Source organism: Herbaspirillum sp. YR522 (assembly GCF_000282575.1).
GTDB lineage: Bacteria > Pseudomonadota > Gammaproteobacteria > Burkholderiales > Burkholderiaceae_D > Herbaspirillum.
In genome coordinates, this window is the sequence record NZ_AKJA01000010.1 from 78,797 (window position 1) to 95,112 (window position 16,316).

Sequence of the window (16,316 nt, forward strand, 5' to 3'; positions counted from 1 at the left end):
CCAGGAAATTATATTAAGAATGTCCGAATGGTGCTGGCAATGCGCCGTTTTCGAGTTTTCTGGTATCGCGGCACCTGGTTCGCACCATCTAGTGGGAATGTTGCCGTGGTCTAAGTAATTTTTTGACCTGGCGCAATAACCTGTGCCTGGCACTCAGGAAAAGCCCCGTTGTTTAGTTGATAATTTGATAAATTTCATGCTTTTCCCAGCATCGCAGCGAGGCCTGTGGCGGTTAAAATACCAGGCAGCAAGCCCGGAAAAATCCAAGGCGTCCATGCGGCGTTGAAAAGGATCGGGCATCACGTTGAGGTTGTTCACGGTGTTTATCTGAGACGGACATGCGGCGACCCGGGGGAAGCGCAATGGCGCAGGAAGTTGATTTGACCGAATTTTCATCTGAACACACTTATAAATTGCTGGTCGAGGGCATCACCGACTACGCCATCTACATGCTCCGTCCCGACGGCACGGTAGCCAACTGGAACGCTGGCGCCCAGCGCGCCAAGGGCTATCTCGAGCATGAGATCGTCGGCCGCAACTTCGCCATGTTCTACAGCGATGACGATCGCCTTGCCGGCTTGCCGGGCAAGAACCTGGCCATCGCGCTGCGCGAGGGCAAGTTCGAGGCCGAGGGCTGGCGCTATCGCAAGGATGGCAGCCGCTTCTGGGCGCACGTGGTGATCGATCGCATCTTCAAGGAAAACGGCGAACTGCTCGGGTTTGCCAAGATCACCCGCGACCGCACCGAACAGATGGAAAGTCGCGAGCGCATCAATTACCTGGCACGGCACGATGCGCTGACCGGCCTGCCCAACCGGGCGCAATTCCTGGAGCGGCTCGATGCGGCCATCGCCGGCCTGGATCACGGCCAGCAGGAAATCGCCGTCATCAGTATCGACCTCGACCGCTTCAAGGAAATCAACGATACCTTCGGGCATGTCGTCGGCGACCAGGTGCTGTGCGAGCTGTCCGAACGCATGAAGGGCCTGGCCGACGAGAACGAAGTGGTGGCCCGTTTCGGCGGTGACGAGTTCGTCGCGCTCAAGGTGTTTCGCCAGGAGCGCGCCTTGGCCGACTTCATCACCCGCCTGTACCGGGCGCTGACGTCGGTGCTGCGCCTGAGCGATACCGACATGGCCCCCGGTGCCAGCCTGGGGGTGGCGATGTTCCCGGGCGACGCCGAGGATCGTGCGCAATTGCTCAACAACGCCGACCTCGCCATGTATCGCGCCAAGAAGAGCATGGGCGAGAAGATCTGCTTCTACGAAGCCAACATGGACGAAGCCTCGCGCGCGCGCCGCACCATGGCGCGCGACCTGTGGCAGGCGCTGGAACAAGGCCAGTTCTTCCTCAATTACCAGATCCAGCGCTCCGTGAGCCACGATGAAATCACCGGCTACGAAGTGCTGCTGCGCTGGAAGCACCCGCAGCATGGCCTGATCTCGCCGGCGGTGTTCATCCCGATCGCCGAGGAATGCGGCGCCATCGGCGCCATCGGCGACTGGGTGCTGGAAAGAGCCTGTCGCGAGGCCGCCCAGTGGGATCTGCAGCCACGCATCGCCGTCAACCTCTCGGCCGTGCAGCTGTCCAGCCTGGCGCTGGTGGAAAAGGTCAGGGCGGTGCTGGCATCGTCCGGCTTGCCGGCCACCCGGCTCGAACTCGAGGTGACCGAGACGGCCATCATCTCGGACCGCGATCGTGCCCTGCATATCCTGCAGCAGCTCAAGGCGATGGGCGTGACCATCGCCATGGACGACTTCGGCAGCGGCTACTCGTCGCTGGAGACGCTGCGCTCGTTCCCGTTCGACAAGATCAAGCTGGACCGCAGCTTCATCAGCGAACTCGAAAGCAGCTTGCAGGCCAAGGCCTTCGTGCGGGCGATCCTGGCACTGGGCCACAGCCTCAACGTGGCGGTGCTGGCCGAGGGCGTCGAAACCGAGCAGCAACGCGCGATCCTGGAACAGGAAGGTTGCCACGAAGGGCAGGGCTTCCTGTTCGGTCGCCCGGCCACGCTGCAAAGCCTGGCCGAGCAGCAGGTGATCGGCCTTCCCGATTTCGTCGAGCGACGCGCCTGAACGCAGGGTCTGCTACGATAGGCGAACCCCTCGCCAAACACATCATGTCTTCCGTCCAAGTCACTTCCTGCGCTACCTCCGAAGCCGCGTTGCTGCAATTGCTGCGCACGCACCGGCGCCTGCTGGTGCTGACCGGCGCCGGCATCAGCACTGCCTCCGGCATTCCCGATTATCGCGATGACGATGGCGTGCGCCGCGGCCGGTTGCCGATCCAGGGCACCGAGTTCCGCGCCCACGAAGCCGCCCGCCGCCGCTACTGGGCACGCAGCATGGTGGGCTGGCCACGGCTGGCGCTGGCGCGCCCCAATGCCGCCCACGAGGCATTGGCGCGCCTGCAGCGGGCCGGTCGCATCGACACCATCCTCACCCAGAACGTCGACGGCCTGCACCAGCAGGCCGGCAGCGATCCGGTCATCGAACTGCACGGCAGCATCCATGCCGTGCGGTGCCTGGCGTGCGCCCGGCCCACCACGCGTGCCGATGTCCAGCGACGGCTGGAACAGGCCAATCCCGCTTTCGTCGGGCTCGATGCGGCCAGCCTGCCCGATGGCGACGTGCAGCTCGAACCGGATGCCGATGCCGCCTTCGAGGTTCCCGTGTGTGAACATTGCGGTGGCATGCTGCAACCCGACGTGGTGTTCTTCGGCGACGGCGTGCCGGCCGCGCGCAATGCCATTGCCGAGCAGGCCGTGCGGCAGGCCGACGCGGTGCTGGTGGTGGGTACCTCGCTGATGGTGCTGTCGGGATTTCGCTTCGCGCGCATGGCCGCCGAATCCGGCAAGCCGGTGGCGGCCATCAATCGCGGCCTCACGCGCGCCGATGCCTTGCTTGCCGTCAAGTCGGCCGACAGTGCCGAACTGCTGCTGCCCCGACTCGCCGCCGACTTGCTCGACAGCCACGCGGCATGACCGGCTGCATAACGATATCCATTTTCCTTCCTTAGCATTCGCCTGCGGCTGCCAGATAATCGATGGCATTGCCGGCCCTGCCGGCGCAACTGCAGGAACATCATGAGCATCACCGTCAATGCCGCCGCCGAGGCGCAACATCAACGTTTCGCCGACCTGTTCGAGCGCATTGCCGCCGGTGCCATCGAGCGCGAAATCCATCGCCGCCTGCCGCATGAAGAGGTCAAGCAGCTCAAGGAAAGCGGCTTCACCGCATTGCGCGTGCCGCCGGCGCAGGGCGGCGCCGGGGTCAGCCTGGAGACCTACTTCACCTTGCTGATCCGCTTGGGCGAGGCCGAGCCCAACCTGCCGCAGATCCTGCGTGTCAATGCCGGCTTTACCGAAGTGCTGCTGGAGCGCCGCGATGACGCCGACACCCGCCGCTGGCTGTCCGTGATCGGCAGCGGCAAGACCTTCGGCGCGGCCGTGGCCGAGCGCAACGGCAGCACCGGCAACACCACCGTGGTGGCGCCCGACGGCAGCGGGCAACTGCGCCTGGATGGCGAAAAGTATTATTCGACCGGTACCTTGTACGCCGACTGGATCCAGGCCCGCGCCCACGACGACCAATCCGACCTGACCGTGCTGGTGCCCTCGGACGCGCCCGGTGTCGAGCGTATCGACGACTGGGATGGCTTTGGACAGCGCCTGACCGGCAGCGGCACCACCCGCTTCACCAACGTGGCAGTGCAGCCCGACCAGATACTGGACCGCTACCATGTCTCGCAGCCGCGTCGCAACAGCATCATCACGTCGTTCTACCAGACCTTCCACCTGGCGACGCTGGCAGGGATAGCCCGCGCCGCATTGCGCGACGCCGTCGGTTTTACCCAGCCGCGCACGCGCACCTTCGGCGTGCCGGGCAACTCCAGCCCGCGCGAGAACCCGCTGGTGCATCGGGTGGTCGGCCGCCTGGGCAGCCTGGCCTGGTCGGCCGAGCAACTGACGCTGGCCGTGGCGCGCCAGCAGGACGCACTGAACCACGCCCGCGGCGCCGGCATCGCCACCACCGAAGACTATAACGCGCTCGACATCCACACCTTCGAGGCGCAGCAGATCGTCATCGGCCAGGTGCTGGAGGCCACCACCCTGTTGTTCGAGGTGGGGGGCGCGTCGGCCACCAGCCAGGAGCGACGCCTGGATCGTCATTGGCGCAATGCGCGCACGCTGGCATCGCATAATCCGGCGATCCAGCGCGAAGCGGTGATCGGTAATTTCCATCTCAACGGCGAGCCGCACAACGAACGCTTCGGCCATGGCTATGCCTAGGCGGTCGTCGGATATCGACATGCGAAAAGCTTCGTTCTAATGCATCGGCATGGTCAATACACTGCGCTCACCATCCACTTCCAAGCCACGCGAGCACATTGACCATGCCCACCTTCAAACGCATCCTGTCGTTGCTGTTGTTGTCCCTCGCCGTGACCGCCCAGGCCGCACCCGAGACCCGCGAACTCAAGGTTGGCTTCGTGCCCGGCCCCTATATCGACGAATTCAAGCTGGGCGTGCAGCCCGAGCTGGAAAAGAAGGGCTATCGCATCAAGCTATACGAATTCAGCACCGGGCTCGAAGCCAACAGCGCCGTGTTCAAGGGCGACATCGACGCCAATGTGATGCAGCACACGGTGTTCCTGAATTCGTACAACGAACGCAACAAGACCGACCTGGTCGGCATCGTCCAGGTGCCCACGCCGCCGATGGGCCTGTACTCGCGCAAGCACAAGGACCTTGACAACCTCAAGAAGGGCTTCACCGTGGCCGTGCCCAACGACCCGGTCAACCTGCAGCGGGCGCTGTGGATCTTGCAGCGCCTGGGCTGGATCCGCATCCGCGAGAACAAGCCGGTCGACGTGACCGAACTGGACGTGATCGAGAACAAGGTCGGGCTCAAGCTGCTGTTGCTGGAAAATGCCCAGGGCCCGCGTGCGCTGGATGATGCCGACTATGTGGCGATCCAGGGCAACTTCGCCATCTTCGCCAAGCTCAAGCTGTCAGAGGCATTCATCCTGGAAGACATGAAGTCGCCCTACATCAACGTGCTGGCCGTCAAGAAGACGCGCCAGGACGACGCCTATGCCAGGGATCTGGTGCAGGCCTATCGATCGGAAAACTTCCAGAAGGCCATACGCGCCGATCGCTTCTATGACGGCTTCACGTTGCCGGATTATTTTTCGACCCGCAAGGACTGAGTCGTTTCGATCACGGCAGCGAACTGCCGCTGCCGTGATCCCGACTCGCGCGACGCCCACGCGGCCGCCTTCCCGTGTCCCCGGGGCGGCGCATCGCCTATGGCTGGCGGTGCAGGCCCGGCGGCCGCGCCAGCCCGAAATGCTCGCGCAAGGTGCGCCCTTCATAGGCGCGCCGGAACAGGCCGCGTTGCTGCAGCACCGGCACCACGCCATCGACGAAGTCCTGCAGCCCGTCGGGCAGGGCGTCGGGCATCAGGTTGAAGCCGTCGGCCGCTCCCTGGCGGAACCAGGCTTCGATCTCGTCGGCGACCTGTTCCGGCGTGCCCACCAGCACCCGATGACCACCGCCGCCGCATAGCGCGCGAATGACATCGCGCACCGTGTGCTTGCGGTTCTTCACCAGCGACAGGGTGGCATGGAAAAAAGTATGGTTACCATTGCCGCCACCCGGCAGCACCAGGTCGTCGGGCAAGGGACGGTCCAGGTGCAGCCGCTCGACGTCGATGCCCAGGGTGCCGGCCAGCCGTTTCAGGCTGTAGCGCCAGGGGATCATCTCCACCAGCTGGTCGCGGCGTTGCAGCGCCTGCGCTTCGGTGGCGCCGATGATGGTGGCCAGCCCCGGCAATATCCTGACCGCGCGCGGTCCGCGCCCCAGCGCCTGGGCGCGCTGGTTGATGGCCTCCGAATAGGCGCGCGACTCTTCTATCGTATGCGCCGCCGAGAACACCGCCTCGGCATGGCGCGCCGCCAGTTCGCGACCGTCGTCGGAGCCCCCGGCCTGCACCAGCAGTGGCTGGCCCTGGGGCGTACGCGGCAGGTTCAGCGGACCTTGCACATCGAAGTAGGTGCCGCGGTGCGAAATCGGCTGCACCTGCGAGGTATCGATGAAGCGCCCACTCGCCTTGTCGCCGATGATGGCATCGTCGCTCCAGCTGTTCCACAGTGCCTTGACCACCGTGGTGAATTCATCGGCACGGGCGTAGCGCTTAGCGTGGTCGGGGGTGGCGGGCAAGCCGAAATTGCGTGCCGATCCGGGGTCGGCGGTGGTGACGATATTCCATCCGGCACGCCCGCCGCTGACATGGTCCAGTGTCGCAAAACGGCGTGCGATATTGAAGGGCTCGTTATAACTGGTCGATGCCGTGCCGATCACGCCGATATGCGTGGTGGCCGCGGCAATCGCGGCCAGCAGCACGGTCGGCTCCAGCGCCATGGTCGGCCGGAAGTCGATCTGCTCGGCGATGCTCGCGGTGTCGGCCAGGAACACGGCATCGAAACAGGCGGCCTCGGCGATCCTGGCCACCTTGACGTAATGGGCGGCATCGATGAAGGCCAGCGGGTCTGCCTGTTCCAGCCGCCACGCCGACGGGATGAACCCGGAATGCAGGATGTTGACGTTGAGGTGCAACTGGCGGGGGCGTTCGGCCAAGGCCATCAGCCGGCCCGGGCAAGGTCGTGGCGCCGTCCCGCGCGGGGCGCGGCGTCGGATGGCTGTTCAGGTAAGCGCAACAGGTGGCCACGCATGACTGTCCTTTCGATCAAGATGTCGTCATTCTGGGACGACCCGGACGAGGGCGGCCACGAATAATTACGCATATTCTTATGCGGTCCAGCAGCTACAATGCCGGTATCGCACACTTATTCCGACAGCTTGCACATGGCCGCATTGACATCGCTTGATACTCTTCCGTGGCTGCGCTGGCCCCTGTTGCTGGTGGCCTTGTTATTGTTATTGGTATTAGGAATCTGGGGCGGGCTGGCGCTGTGGTACCAGCTGCCTTCACCGTCCTGGCTAAGGGTAGTGGTCATCGGCGCCTGGTCGGTGCTGGGGCTGGCCGCCCTCGGCGCGTTGTGCGACTGGTTGCCCAGCGGCGTGGGAGAGTGGACGCCCGCTGCATTCGTGCTGTGCCTGGTGACGCTATTGGCATGGTGGACCTCGATCGTCCCTTCGCACCAGCGCGTCTGGGCCGACGACGTGGCACAGATGCTGGAGTCGCGCGTCGAAGGCGACCAGGTCACGCTGACCAATGTGCGCAACTTCACCTGGCGCGGCGAAGATGACTACGACATCAACTGGGAGACCCGTCACTACGACCTGTCGCAGTTGCGCTCGGCAGACCTGGTGCTGTCGTACTGGATGGGGCCGGCGATTGCCCACACGCTGGTGTCGTTCGGCTTTGCCGATGGCCGGCGCCTGGTGTTCTCGCTGGAGATCCGCAAGGAAAAGGGCGAGGCCTTCTCGGCCATCGGCGGCTTCTTTCGCCAGTTCGAGACCGTCATCGTCGCCGCCGACGAGAGCGACATCATCCGCACCCGCACCAATGCGCGTGGCGAAGATGTCTACCTGTATCGCCTGAACCTCAAGCCCGAGCAGTTGCGCGCAGTGTTCCTGGGTTACCTGGACCGGGCCGCCGAACTGCACGGCCATCCGCGGTTCTATAACACCCTCACCAGCAATTGCACCACGATCGTATTCGAGCTGGCGCGCAGCCTGTCGCCGACGCTGCCGCTGGACTACCGGCTGCTGGCCTCGGGCTACTTCGCCAACTATGCCTTCGACCATGGCGGCCTGGTGCCGGGACATGGCTTTGCCGAACTCAAGCAGGCCGGCCACATTACCGCCCGCGCGCTGGCCACCAAGCCGGGTGACGATTTTGCCAGCGCCATCCGGGTCAGCGTGCCAGGCATTTCAGACTGACGTCGTCGGTGGCTCAGTGGCTCGACGAGCGCTGCCACAGGTTGACTTGCCCTTCCTGCGCCTGGGCATCGATGGCCGCCAGTTCGTCTGCGGTAAAGACCAGCTTGTCGAGGGCGGCGACGTTCTCGCGGATCTGGTGGCTGCTGCTGGCGCCGATCAAGGTCGAGCTCACGCGTTCGTCGCGCAGTACCCAGGCCAGCGCCATCTGGGCCAGGGTCTGGCCGCGCGACCTGGCGATCTCGTTGAGTGCGCGCACGCGGGCCAGGTTTTCCGGGCTCAGGTGCTCGCTCTTGAGCGAACCGCCCCCGGCGCGGTTGATGCGCGCATCCTGCGGCACGCCGTCGAGGTACTTGTCGCTCAGCAGTCCTTGCGCCAGCGCCGTGAAGGTGATGCAGCCCATGCCCTGCTGTTGCAGCGTATCGAGCAGCCCGTGTTCGATCCAGCGGTTGAGCATGTTATAGGAGGGCTGGTGAATCAGGCACGGCACCCGCCATTGCCTGAGCAGCTCGGCCGCCTCGGCCGTCTTCTGCGGCGAATAGGACGACACCCCCACATACAGGGCCTTTCCTTGCTGTACGGCGGTGGCCAGTGCGCCCATGGTTTCTTCCAGCGGCGTGTCGGGGTCGAAGCGATGCGAATAGAAGATATCCACATAGTCCAGGCCCATGCGCTGCAGGCTCTGGTCGAGACTGGCCAGCACGTATTTGCGCGAGCCGCCGCCCTGGCCGTAGGGGCCGGGCCACATGTCGTAGCCGGCCTTGGTCGAGATGACCAGCTCATCGCGGTAGGGACGAAAATCCTGCATGAAGTGATGGCCGAAGTTGGTCTCGGCGCTGCCATAGGGCGGCCCGTAGTTGTTGGCCAGGTCGAAGTGGGTGATACCGAGGTCGAAGGCGGTGCGCAGCATGTCGCGCTGCGAGGCCAGCGAACTGGTGTCACCGAAGTTGTGCCACAGTCCCAGCGAGAGCAACGGCAACTTCAGGCCGCTGCGGCCGCACTGGCGGTACTGCATGGTTTCATAGCGCGTATCGGACGCACGATAGGTCATTGTCTTGTCTCCGGAATGGGGGATTTATTGATCGTCGGATCTGGATTGCGTCGGCATTTATACACCGAACCTGGCTCGGGCGCAGGCGGTCTAGCCGCGGTGATTGGACAGGGTACGGCATGCGTAGGCATGCATGGCATGCAGGGCATGTGCCGAGGCTGCCGGCCGGCGCCCCACCATGACAAGATCGGCGAGGCGTGCAGCCGGCCGCGCTATCGTGGGGTTTTGACTGCGTTCAGGGCGCAGAGGATGAATCGACCGACGCGAAGCTAGTGCTTGGCCGACAACATCCTTTCCACATACCGCGCAATCAAGTCAATCTCCAGGTTGACCCGGCTGCCCGCCTTCAAATGCTTGAGGGTGGTCACTTCCACCGTATGTGGAATCAGGTTGATGGAGAATCGGCAAGCATCAGCCAGGTCCTCGACGCGATTGACCGTCAGCGACACCCCATTGACCACGATCGATCCCTTGTAGGCCAGGTACTTGCCCAGCGCCTTGGGTGCATCGACGATCAGTTCGCGCGACTCGCCGACCGGCTCGAACGAATGCACCTGCCCCAGGCCGTCCACATGGCCCGATACCAGGTGTCCGCCCAGTCGTTCGGCCAGGGTCAGCGCCTTTTCGAGGTTGACTTCGCCGGGGGCGTCCAGGCCTACGGTCAGGTTCAGGCTTTCACGCGACACATCCACCGTGAAACCATGGTCGCTCTTCTCCACCACCGTCATGCAGGCGCCGTTCAAGGCAATCGAATCGCCCAGTCCCACGTCGCCCATCGGCAACGCACCGGCGTCGATGGTCAGGCGCACGCCGGCGTCGGGGCCGGCCGCCAGAGGATGAACGGAAGTGATTTTGCCGATGGTGGCGACGATACCGGTGAACATGAGACGAATTCCTGACGATGACGAAAGTGTGAGGTGGGTGTTAGTCGAACCGGGCAAGGATACGCAAATCCGGGCCGATCTGCTTGACCTCGTGGAAGTGCAAGCCGATGCGGCCCTGCAGGTCTTGCAAGGGCGGCAAGTCGAACATATTGCGTCCCTCGCCCAGAAGGCAAGGAGCCAGGTAGGCCAGCAACTCGTCCACGCAGCCTTCGCGGATCAACGATGCATTGAGCTTGCTGCCGGCCTCGACATGCAGTTCGTTGACCTGGCGCTGGCCGAGTTCGCGCAGCAGTGCCGGCAGGTCGACCTTGCCCTCGGCATTGGCCAGCACGATGACCTCGGCGCCCTTGTCCTCCAGCGCGGCACGCTTGTCGCGGTCTTCGCTGGCCGTGAATACCCAGGTGCCGCCGCCTTCGATCACGCGCGCCTGGGGCGACACGGCCAGCTTGCTGTCGACCACGATGCGGTGCGGCTGGCGCGGCGTGTCGATGGCGCGCACGGTGAGCTGGGCGTCGTCCTTGGCGATGGTGCCGATGCCGGCCATGATGGCGCAGGCACGCGCACGCCAGATGTGACCGTCGTCGCGCGCGGCCTGGCTGGTGATCCATTGGCTGCTGCCGTTGTTGAGCGCGGTCTTGCCATCCAGGCTGGCGGCAGTCTTCATGCGCACCCAGGGCAGGCCGGTGCGCATGCGCTTGAGAAAGCCGATGTTGATCTCGGCCGCTTCGTCCTGCAGTACGCCGCTGGCGGTCTCGATGCCTGCGGCTTGCAGCTTGGCCAGCCCCTGGCCTGCGACCAGCGGATTGGGATCGGTGATGGCGGCGACCACGCGGCCGATGCCGGCGCGGATCAAGGCGTCGGCGCAGGGTGGGGTGCGGCCGAAATGGCTGCACGGCTCGAGCGTGACGTAGATGGTGGCGCCGCGCACGTCCTCGCCGCGCATCGCGGCATCGGCCAGCGCCTGGATCTCGGCGTGGTTGCCGCCCGGGGGTTGGGTGAAGCCGACGCCGATCACCCGTTGCTGGCGGGTGATCACCGCGCCCACGCGCGGGTTGGGGTTGGTGCTGAGCATGCCGAAACCGGCCTGTATCAATGCCAGGGCCATGCCCTGCTGGTCGGTGTCGATGCGCAGTTGGTAGATGGTGTCTTGGGTGTCGTTCATGGTGCGGGTCTGGTGGGGTTTGTCAGGGCGACAACCGGTGCCGTTTGTCGTCAATATACACGCCTTTACCGCTCAGCAAGACCCCGTCGGCGCCGGGTCGCAGATCCGGATTCGACCCAGGAAGTTGATGATCACCCAGCGTTGCGTGGCGCCATCGGTGAAGCGCCAGGTGCCAGACACGGCAGGCCGGCCATCGGCGAGATAGCGCACCCGGGCTTGCTCGGCCGTGCTGCTGACATCGATGCCCGGCGCCAGTGCCGGCCTGGTCATCAGCACCTCGTTGCCGTTGACGACAATGCGCCATCCCTGGCGCCAGTCAGCGCCCTGTGGCGGAACCATTTCGGCGGTCCGGCCGCGGCGCAGGGCGGTGGCGCGGGTAAGGTGGGCCGCATGGAAGAAGTCGTCGGCGGCGCCGGTCAGGCGCTGGCGGCGCACCATCTGCTGCAACGCCGGTACGCCAGCCGTGAGGACGATGGCGGCGATCAGCACCACCACCATCATCTCGACCAGGGTGAAGCCGGCGCGCATGGGCATGGCCGCGCTCACCAGCAGCCGTCGCCGACGGGATTGCGCCGGCCGAGGGTGTCGGCACTGAGCGCGCCGCACAGCGCATCGTCGAATACGGCGGCGCGCGGCGTCGCCGTGACCTGCACGCAGGTGCGCAAGTTGCTGCCGGGGCAGGCGTCGGCTTGCAGCAGGTAGGCGCTGCTGGCCTCGCTGTCACCGGAAAACCAGCGGAATTCGGTTTCGCTGGCCACGGCGGTAAAGCTGCGATAGCTGTGTTCCCGTGCATGACGCCGCTCTTGCTGCAGCAGCACCTGGAGCACCGCGGCGCGGCCCTCGGCGCGTCGGCTGCGGGTCAGGTATTGCTGGTAGCCGTTCCAGCTGAACGTGGCAAGCAAGCCCACGATCGCCAGCACCACCGTCAATTCGATCAGCGTAAAGCCGCGCCGTCGTGCCCATCGATGGTTACCGTCCATCTGGCCATCTCCCTCTTCGCCAGCCAAGAACCTCGAGGGTGACCACGCCACGCTCCGGTTCCAGCCGCCTGACCAGCATCTGCAACGTGGCGCGCGCCTGGCCGGCACCGAAGCCTCGGGCGGTCACCCGATACAGCGCCCGGCGGCGCCACTCGCGGGTTCTGATCCATTCGATCGTATAGCCCGGCATGGGCAGTCGATCGGCATCGAAGGCGGCAGTCATGCCGCTCGAATCACCCAGGTTGGCCGTTCGGGGCTCGGGCAGGCGTTGATCGTTTTCCCAGCGCGCGCCGCCCAGGTCGACCAGCGCATCGTCGAGCGCCGCCTGCGCCGCCAGTCGCGCCTGGTCCAGCCCCTGGTGATTGCGGGCGGCGTGTTCTTCCAGCATGCGCAACCTGGCCGACGATGCACCCAGCAGCAGGATGACGATCACCAGCGTGAGCGTGATGATGAGGGTTGCGCCTCGTTGGCGGGAAGTCGACTTCATGCCGGGGCACCGAGCACCGCATTGCGCAGCATCACCGTGGTCTCGAACACCGCACGCATGCGACGCGGGGCCTGGTCGGTGGCGATCCTGACGGCCTGGGCGCCGGGGCCGAGCAATTCGAACGCCGGCGTCGCACCGTCGCGGGCACTGAAATGCCTGCCGCGCACCAACAGCGCAATGCGCACCAGGCGCACCCGTGGCCACAGCGTGGCATCCATCTGGCTGGCGTTGAGCCAGCGATCGGCGCCAGCGGTGGTATCGCTGTCGACGCCATACAGCACCTGCATCGATTCGACGCCGGGTGCGATGGCGTCGCTGCGCCAATCGGCGCCGGTATTGCGGAACCGGCAATGCAGCGTCGGCTCGGCGGAGCCCGCTTGCCTGACGTAGTAGATGACCCAGGTGCGCCGGCCGGCGCTGCCGGCGATGCCATCGTCTCTCTCGCTGCCCAGCGCGCCACTGTTGCAGCTGTTGACCTGGCCCGCGCCCGGTGTGCCGAAGAAGCCGATCACCAGGATGTCGCTCTGGTTGATGCCCGGCTCGGCGCCGGCATTGAAGCGATTATCGAGGGGATCGAGCGCAGTGCCGTTGCGGCGGTTGTCCAGGCCTCGCAGTCCGCCGCCGCGCAGGACCCGGTTGTCGGAAAACCGCAATGCCGTTTCCCACGGCAGGTGATTGGCCTGTGACAGGACGGTGCGCAGGTGCGCCAGGCTCATGCGCCCGGTTTCCTGGATGCTGGCACTGTCATCCAGTTCCAGGTAGACGGTGCGCGCAGTGTGCAGCAAGGCGCTGGCCGACAACACTACCAACAGCCCAGCCGCCAGGGCGATCATCATCTCGATCAGCGTGAAGCCGCCCGCCGTGGAGTGTCGCATCGCCATTCAATAGCCGATGAACATGGCCAGCTGTGGCCGCTCCACCGGCGCGCCGCCAGTGTCGAAACGTGGCGCCCCGCGCCAGCCCAGCTTGATGTAGACCGGCCCCGTGCCGCCTGCCGTGCAGGCCCAGTCGCCGGCGACGGTGGCGGGGGCGCGGCTGTCACGGCAGACTGCGACGCGTGCGTCCGGGAAGTCGTTGGACAAGCGCGTGAGCCAGCCGGCGATCGCCTCCCGGGCGAACGTTTGCGGCGCGCAGCGCACGTTGCTGCAGTCGCCCTGGCCCGGGGCGTTGCCGCCGGCCTCGAACTCGAGCAGGTAGGGATCCTCGCCGGGACTGCCGGCGGCCCGGTATTCGGAGCGCAGCTCGGCCAGCTCGACGGCCATCATCACGGCGCGGCTCTGCAAGGCGTTGTCGCGGCTGCTGCGCAGCGCCTGCAATTGCAGCATGATCATGGCCATCGCACCGGTGCCCAGCACCAGCATGGAGACCAGCACTTCGATCATGGTAAAGCCCGGACTGCGACGTATCATCCTGCCCCCGCATTGAGTCAGCCTGGCGGGCAGTGTAGAAGGAGCAGCGCAGAAAGGGGCGTGCTAGCGTTTATATCGGAGCGGTGTCGAACATGTTCGTCGATGCCCTTGAACGGCATCGACGAAGGCTGTCAGAACGACGAGCCCGGCTGCCTGAGAAAGGCAAGCTCTTCGGCGCTGGAGGTGCGCCCGAGAATGGCGTTGCGATGCGGAAAACGGCCGAACTGCGCGATCACGTCGCGATGGCGGCGGGCGTACTCGGCAAAACCGCCGAACGCCTGGCGCTGTGCGTCGTTGGCCTGGTGCGTGCGTGCCAGGGTACCGATCAGTTCGACCGCATAGTGCTGGTCATCGATGTCTTCGGCGTGTTCCAGCGGCAGGTACGCAAACAGGCGCGCGATGGCCGGTAGTTCCTGGTCGAGTCCGGTGGCCAGCAACAGCTGGCAGCACTGGCGCGCCAATTCGTCGAAGGCAAAGGCGCGCGGGGTGTCGCGGTAGATGTTGCGCGGGAACTGGTCCAGCAGGATCACCAGCGCCAGCAGCGTGGGCGCCGACTCGGTCCAGTCGTCGAGGCGATTGCCGGCCGCATCCTGCAGCAGCGCTTCGAAGCGGGCCGCGATGTCGGCATCGACGGCCGCATCCTTGCCGAACCACAGCCTGGATTGGCGGGCCGCGATGTCTTCCGGGGCGGCGGCCGGATAGTCGGGGCCGAACCAGAAATCGAGGATGGCCTGGGCGCGCGGGTCGCTCATTGCGCCGTGACCGTGATCTGCACGTCGCCCAGCGTGACGCGCTGTCCGGGAACGATCTTGCAGGTCTTGCGCAATTCGGTCTTGCCGTCGACCTTCACCTGGCCGTCGGCCACGATCTGTTTGCCGGCGCCACCGCTGTCGCACAGCCCGACCAGCTTGAGCAGCTGGTTGAGTTCGACATGCGGATGGCCTTGCAGCGGGAAGGAGATTTTCTGCATCTGGGTCTTTCTGGGTAACGATGGATCAACTGTAGAACGCGGTGAGGGCGAACAGGGCGATATTGCACAACAGGCCCAGGCTCCACACCGCCGAGCGTGCGCTGGGCTGGTTGCCCAGGTACAGCGCCGTGTAGACCAGGCGGCAGGCGATGAAGGCCAGGGCGACCGCGTCGACTACCCCTTGCGGCGCGTCGAACTGCTGGGCCACCAGCACGCCGGCGGCAAACAGGGGCAAGGCCTCGAAGTGGTTGCGATGGGCATAGTCGGCGCGCCGACGCAGGCCGGTGAGGTCGTTCATCCAGGCGCGCGGCTCGGCGTTGTCGAAATCGCGGCGGCCCCATTTGGCCACCGCTACGGTAAAGACGGGCAGCAGGCCCGCGATCAGGATGCACCAGGCGGCAATGGTCATAAATCTTCCTTAGAGTTGTTTGGCGGCGAAGGTATTGCAGGCGCTTACCTTGCCGGCGGTAATGCCACGCTTGAACCACGCAACCCGCTGGGCCGACGTGCCGTGGGTAAACGAGTCCGGTACCACTTCGCCACGGGCCTGGCGCTGCAGCGCATCGTCGCCGATGGCCGAGGCGGCATTGAGGGCGGCGTCGATGTCGCCCTCTTCGATGATGTGACGAGCCTCGTTGGCGTGGTAGGCCCAGACGCCGGCGAAGCAGTCGGCTTGCAGTTCAAGGCGCACCGACATCGCGTTGGCCTGCTTCTCGGTGCTGTTGCGGCGTGCCGCCTCGACCTTCTCGGAGATGCCCAGCAGGTGCTGTACGTGATGGCCGACTTCGTGGGCGATCACATAGGCCTGGGCAAAGTTGCCTGATACCTTGAAGCGCTGCTTCATCAGGTCGTAGAAGGCGAGGTCGATGTAGACCTTCTGGTCGGCCGGGCAATAGAACGGCCCCATGGCGCTCTGGCCGGTGCCGCAGGCGGTCTGGGTGCGTCCGGAGAACAGCACCAGGCGCGGGCGCACGTACTGGCTGCCGTTGGCGGCAAACAGCTGGCCCCAGGTGTCCTCGGTGTCGGCCAGGACCGTGGAGACAAAGCGCGCCATCTGGTCGTCCGGCGAGGGCTTGTGCGCCGGTGCCTGTTGCTGCACCGGCGCCGGGCCGCCGCCACCGCTGAGCATGTTGAGCACCGTCAGGGGATTGATGCCCAGGAAATACGACGCCACCAGCGCCACGGCGACGGTGCCGAGCCCGATCGAGCGCCCGCCGAACGAAAATCCGCCACCCCCGCCGCCATAGCCGCCGTCATCGCCGCGCCGGTCTTCGACGTTGTCGCTTTCGCGATTACCTTCCCATTTCATGATGCTTCCTTGTTGTATGCCGCGATTGTAATGGACCGGCGCCGAGGCGGGCGGTTCGTTGCGGCGCCGATCAACGCCGTTTGTCGGCTTTGTCCGACGGCGCTTAGGCGGAAATGTCCGATTGTCGCGCTTTTGCCTGGCAGGTATGTTGCAGTGTA

19 protein-coding genes are annotated in these 16,316 nt (G+C 65.2%); 5 read left to right on the forward strand and 14 right to left on the reverse strand.

Features of this window, described 5'->3' with window-relative positions:
• Positions 1 to 153: 153 nt before the first annotated feature.
• Positions 154 to 318, reverse strand: a complete 165-nt coding sequence (locus tag PMI40_RS23620; RefSeq protein WP_157221413.1) for a hypothetical protein — start codon at positions 316 to 318, stop codon at positions 154 to 156.
• Positions 319 to 380: 62 nt separating this feature from the next.
• Here PMI40_RS23620 and PMI40_RS01190 point away from each other — a divergent pair, with 62 nt between their 5' ends.
• From PMI40_RS01190 to PMI40_RS01205, 4 genes are all read left to right on the forward strand, one after another.
• Positions 381 to 2,075, forward strand: a complete 1,695-nt coding sequence (locus PMI40_RS01190) for a bifunctional diguanylate cyclase/phosphodiesterase (RefSeq protein WP_238540868.1) — start codon at positions 381 to 383, stop codon at positions 2,073 to 2,075.
• Between the two features lie 44 nt (positions 2,076 to 2,119).
• Entirely contained in the window at positions 2,120 to 2,983 is an 864-nt protein-coding gene (locus PMI40_RS01195; RefSeq protein ID WP_008111279.1) for an NAD-dependent protein deacetylase, read from the forward strand.
• A 102-nt stretch (positions 2,984 to 3,085) separates the two neighbouring features.
• Positions 3,086 to 4,291, forward strand: coding sequence for an acyl-CoA dehydrogenase family protein (locus PMI40_RS01200; RefSeq protein WP_008111280.1), 1,206 nt, complete (start codon positions 3,086 to 3,088; stop codon positions 4,289 to 4,291).
• 104 nt (positions 4,292 to 4,395) lie between these two features.
• Complete coding sequence (locus PMI40_RS01205; RefSeq protein ID WP_008111282.1) at positions 4,396 to 5,211, forward strand: MetQ/NlpA family ABC transporter substrate-binding protein; 816 nt, start codon at positions 4,396 to 4,398, stop codon at positions 5,209 to 5,211.
• A 97-nt stretch (positions 5,212 to 5,308) separates the two neighbouring features.
• Here the strand turns inward: PMI40_RS01205 and PMI40_RS01210 are convergent, their stop codons facing one another.
• Entirely contained in the window at positions 5,309 to 6,646 is a 1,338-nt protein-coding gene (locus PMI40_RS01210; RefSeq protein ID WP_008111284.1) for an LLM class flavin-dependent oxidoreductase, read from the reverse strand.
• 222 nt (positions 6,647 to 6,868) lie between these two features.
• On the opposite strand from PMI40_RS01210, the gene PMI40_RS01215 reads away from it, so the two are divergent.
• Positions 6,869 to 7,909, forward strand: a complete 1,041-nt coding sequence (locus PMI40_RS01215; RefSeq protein WP_157221419.1) for a DUF4105 domain-containing protein — start codon at positions 6,869 to 6,871, stop codon at positions 7,907 to 7,909.
• Positions 7,910 to 7,922: 13 nt separating this feature from the next.
• On the opposite strand, the gene mgrA is transcribed toward PMI40_RS01215, so the two are convergent.
• The 12 genes from mgrA to PMI40_RS01275 form a co-directional block, all read right to left on the reverse strand.
• Entirely contained in the window at positions 7,923 to 8,957 is a 1,035-nt protein-coding gene (gene mgrA / locus PMI40_RS01220) for an L-glyceraldehyde 3-phosphate reductase (RefSeq protein ID WP_008111289.1), read from the reverse strand.
• Between the two features lie 269 nt (positions 8,958 to 9,226).
• Positions 9,227 to 9,841: a riboflavin synthase gene (locus PMI40_RS01225; RefSeq protein WP_008111291.1), complete on the reverse strand. Its 615-nt coding sequence runs from the start codon at positions 9,839 to 9,841 to the stop codon at positions 9,227 to 9,229.
• 40 nt (positions 9,842 to 9,881) lie between these two features.
• Positions 9,882 to 11,003 (reverse strand): bifunctional diaminohydroxyphosphoribosylaminopyrimidine deaminase/5-amino-6-(5-phosphoribosylamino)uracil reductase RibD, encoded by a 1,122-nt coding sequence (ribD, locus tag PMI40_RS01230; protein WP_008111292.1) that lies wholly within the window; start codon positions 11,001 to 11,003, stop codon positions 9,882 to 9,884.
• Positions 11,004 to 11,075: 72 nt separating this feature from the next.
• The gene (locus tag PMI40_RS01235) at positions 11,076 to 11,537 is read right to left on the reverse strand and encodes a GspH/FimT family pseudopilin (RefSeq protein WP_008111293.1); all 462 of its coding nucleotides are present in this window, start codon (positions 11,535 to 11,537) and stop codon (positions 11,076 to 11,078) included.
• An 8-nt stretch (positions 11,538 to 11,545) separates the two neighbouring features.
• Entirely contained in the window at positions 11,546 to 11,983 is a 438-nt protein-coding gene (locus PMI40_RS01240) for a type IV pilin protein (protein WP_008111295.1), read from the reverse strand.
• The gene (locus PMI40_RS01245) at positions 11,973 to 12,470 is read right to left on the reverse strand and encodes a PilX N-terminal domain-containing pilus assembly protein (protein WP_008111297.1); all 498 of its coding nucleotides are present in this window, start codon (positions 12,468 to 12,470) and stop codon (positions 11,973 to 11,975) included. The genes PMI40_RS01240 and PMI40_RS01245 overlap by 11 nt, the downstream gene beginning before the upstream one ends.
• Complete coding sequence (locus tag PMI40_RS01250) at positions 12,467 to 13,345, reverse strand: PilW family protein (RefSeq protein ID WP_008111300.1); 879 nt, start codon at positions 13,343 to 13,345, stop codon at positions 12,467 to 12,469. Before PMI40_RS01250 ends, PMI40_RS01245 begins: the two co-directional genes overlap by 4 nt.
• 6 nt (positions 13,346 to 13,351) lie before the next feature.
• On the reverse strand, positions 13,352 to 13,879 hold the full coding sequence (gene pilV, locus PMI40_RS01255; protein ID WP_008111301.1) for a type IV pilus modification protein PilV: 528 nt from the start codon (positions 13,877 to 13,879) through the stop codon (positions 13,352 to 13,354).
• Positions 13,880 to 14,010: 131 nt separating this feature from the next.
• Positions 14,011 to 14,631, reverse strand: coding sequence for a DUF924 family protein (locus PMI40_RS01260; RefSeq protein ID WP_008111303.1), 621 nt, complete (start codon positions 14,629 to 14,631; stop codon positions 14,011 to 14,013).
• Positions 14,628 to 14,849 (reverse strand): RNA-binding S4 domain-containing protein, encoded by a 222-nt coding sequence (locus PMI40_RS01265; RefSeq protein ID WP_008111305.1) that lies wholly within the window; start codon positions 14,847 to 14,849, stop codon positions 14,628 to 14,630. Before PMI40_RS01265 ends, PMI40_RS01260 begins: the two co-directional genes overlap by 4 nt.
• Positions 14,850 to 14,874: 25 nt before the next feature.
• Positions 14,875 to 15,258, reverse strand: a complete 384-nt coding sequence (locus PMI40_RS01270) for an MAPEG family protein (protein WP_008111308.1) — start codon at positions 15,256 to 15,258, stop codon at positions 14,875 to 14,877.
• Between the two features lie 9 nt (positions 15,259 to 15,267).
• Complete coding sequence (locus tag PMI40_RS01275) at positions 15,268 to 16,158, reverse strand: neutral zinc metallopeptidase (protein WP_008111309.1); 891 nt, start codon at positions 16,156 to 16,158, stop codon at positions 15,268 to 15,270.
• Between the last annotated feature and the right edge of the window lie 158 nt (positions 16,159 to 16,316).